The organism is Chamaesiphon sp. VAR_48_metabat_403, assembly GCF_031422475.1.
Lineage (GTDB): Bacteria > Cyanobacteriota > Cyanobacteriia > Cyanobacteriales > Chamaesiphonaceae > Chamaesiphon.
The window spans coordinates 1-2,589 of the sequence record NZ_JANPLS010000423.1 but is presented as its reverse complement, the minus strand read 5'-3'; the positions used below and the strand labels follow the sequence as shown (position 1 = coordinate 2,589).

Annotated in this window: 3 protein-coding genes; all 3 read left to right on the top strand. The window is 40.7% G+C overall.

The window, feature by feature from the left end; translation table 11 throughout:
- Positions 1-395: 395 nt before the first annotated feature.
- On the top strand, positions 396-662 hold the full coding sequence (locus RMO79_RS20240) for a hypothetical protein (RefSeq protein ID WP_310485073.1): 267 nt from the start codon (positions 396-398) through the stop codon (positions 660-662).
- 205 nt (positions 663-867) lie between these two features.
- The gene (locus RMO79_RS20235) at positions 868-1,353 is read left to right on the top strand and encodes a hypothetical protein (RefSeq protein WP_310485072.1); all 486 of its coding nucleotides are present in this window, start codon (positions 868-870) and stop codon (positions 1,351-1,353) included.
- A 77-nt stretch (positions 1,354-1,430) separates the two neighbouring features.
- Positions 1,431-2,589 (top strand): DUF3854 domain-containing protein (locus RMO79_RS20230; protein WP_310485071.1); only part of this gene is annotated, 1,159 nt, incomplete at its 3' end.

Below are 2,589 nucleotides of genomic sequence, written 5' to 3'. Positions count from 1 at the left end.
CAAATTTTACGGATCTGTCATTTCAAATGTTCTACATCCAATCAGTTGTATCAAATTGTGAATGCTTTCGGAACTTGTCAATGACCTTCCGCAATATGGCTTAATATTGCGTAGCTTTAAGACAACAAGACGTAATATTGGGTAACTGTAATGCTTGAATTTGACACTATTTATGATACCAAACAATTGATTAATAGCTGAAACCATTACCCTGAAATACAAAGTTTTTTACTTTACTTATCGGTACCTAGATAAAGTCTTAACCGCTGACAAGTGATGACAAGTAATTCGCTCTTTTATTTTCACGAAACCTAAGTTATAGTCGATACACCGCTCTTGCCAAGCTAATTGTCATCAACCCAACAAACCAAACACATTTCTTTAATTACTCGATCATGAAAACTTCAACACTCAAAAAGACGCGCATTTTCAAATTGATATCTGAATCGGCAATCAGGAAGGATTATATCGATCTATCCCCTTGGCAGTCGATCGAACTAAGAGCAAAATTACCCAAGTCAATTTACTGGATTCAACCCACAGAACGAGGAAAAATACATTGGAATATCGATCTACTTCAGAGTTACCTAATCAATGGGGATTGCCCTCAGCACCAAGCATTAGTCGATGAGTTCCTAGCGACTTTACCGACCGCCGCGTGAATGCCAAAAACTCGCCCAAACACTAGTGTTCAAACGAGTTTTTGATTTGTACTATCTCTGTAACTGGCTTTTCTTCGCGGGAACTCCAGTTAGCTGAGTCAAATAGCCCAAGCACAATTCAATCGCTGTACGACGATCAAACCTAAAGAAGGGGCATTGTCGTACAGTTTAACACTTTCAAATCACTCAACTACTTACTTGCAAAATGACATCATCCATAGCTCGGACTCTGAAAAAAGTACCACGAAAAGCAGACCGCTGGGATCGTGAAAGCCTCAAAGTCAACCTAGAACTGACAGTGGATCGACCTCTGTTACTGTTACTAGCTACCCATCCCGATGAGATCGCAGAAGCAAAAGCATTGAATGATTGCATCCCCCCACACTTACTCGGTTTATGGGTTAACCTTCCATCATCCCGCGTAGAATCCATCTACAGCCACGGGATTTTAAAGCTTCGCCCTGATTCACTGTTTACGAGATTTGACACCTATGGAGAGGAAGTATTCTCTGGCTTCAGATCCCACATGTTGAAGATCAATCGATCTGTTGGAAATTGCATCTACATGGCTGTTCCTTCGCCTAATCCCGAATGGTGGTCGATCGATCCTTGTGTCGATTGTCAATATCTCGATGACAAGGTATTGATTCCCGCCACATGCACGGGCTTCAGCTTGGAAGATTACAAGTAAAGACAAGGAAGTCCTCGAATTAGCTCATGGCTGAAAACGGGGACTTCATTGAATCAAACAATTAACTCAAATATAACATGAACTCCACTCAGTCAGTCAGCTACAGCCAATCTTTAAACAATTTTCAGCCAGAACACATAAAAGAATTTCGAGATAGTGCGATCGATGATGTTACCGCCGCCCACAACTTCAGATCGTTCGAGCCATCCACTAACCCGAATGACACGGGATCTGAATATGAGCTAGACGAGATTTTCTGTATTCTCATTGATGAGCCAATCCACCTTAATAACGGTGGATTAAGCGGCAAGTCTCAGCAAGAGTTAGTTAATACCCTGCATGGTGGCGTATGGGTGTTTGAAGGGCACAAAGGGAAACATGTGAAGCCCAACGAACCGCGCAAAGGCAAGCAAAAGAAAGTAATCAGCGATGAGTTTAAACTCGAAGTAGAACAGAAATATATTAAATATGAATCAGTTAGAGGGAAAGGGAATCAACAAGTATTTATTCCTCATGTTTCAGTTCGAGTAGCTATCTTGATTGATAGAAATATAAAATATTCTGTATCAAAAGATAAGCGAGTGCCTAATTATGTTTCTCCAGAAGGTCTAGAACTGGATGACATCGACCCTAATTTCTGGAGTTGGTATTTAGCTACTCCCTACTCCCTCGGTATTACTGAAGCCGCTAAAAAAGTTTGCAGTATTGTTTCTAATGGTTTTCCTGCAATCGGACTAAACGGGGTTGCTGGCTGGAGTAATGGCAAAGATGACAACGGAAATAGATTAGTTCATAAAGAGTTATTACCTTTCTTAAATGGGCGTGAGATCGTACTTGCATTTGATATCGATAAAGCTGCCAAGACTGTTAAAAATGTCAATGCAGAGAAGCTAAGTTTTTACAATTGCATCAAGAATAAATCTAGCGTACTAACTGAAATTAAATGGGATAGCAGCTACAAAGGTGTTGACGATTGGTTGGGGTCGATAGCAGACGAAAATAGACGCGAGGTAGACCTATCAAAAGCTTTCCTCGATCGCTCTGAAGCCATAAAGCCTGAAGTTCCCAAACCTAAAACGAGTAGTAAAAATGATGGCAATGGTTCTAGTAACGAAGATATCAAGTCTCAATTCACTAGTTCTGTCGAGGCTGGATTAGTCGAAGTTATTTTCAACGAGAAAGGGGAATCGAAAAATGTACCAATCGGGAATCATCTTGAAGCAATAGCGCGAGTAA

Coding starts and splice junctions, on each gene's coding strand:
- RMO79_RS20235 (WP_310485072.1), top strand. CDS start 868: ATGACATCATCCATAGCTCGGACTCTGAAAAAAGTACCACGAAAAGCA.
- RMO79_RS20240 (WP_310485073.1), top strand. CDS start 396: ATGAAAACTTCAACACTCAAAAAGACGCGCATTTTCAAATTGATATCT.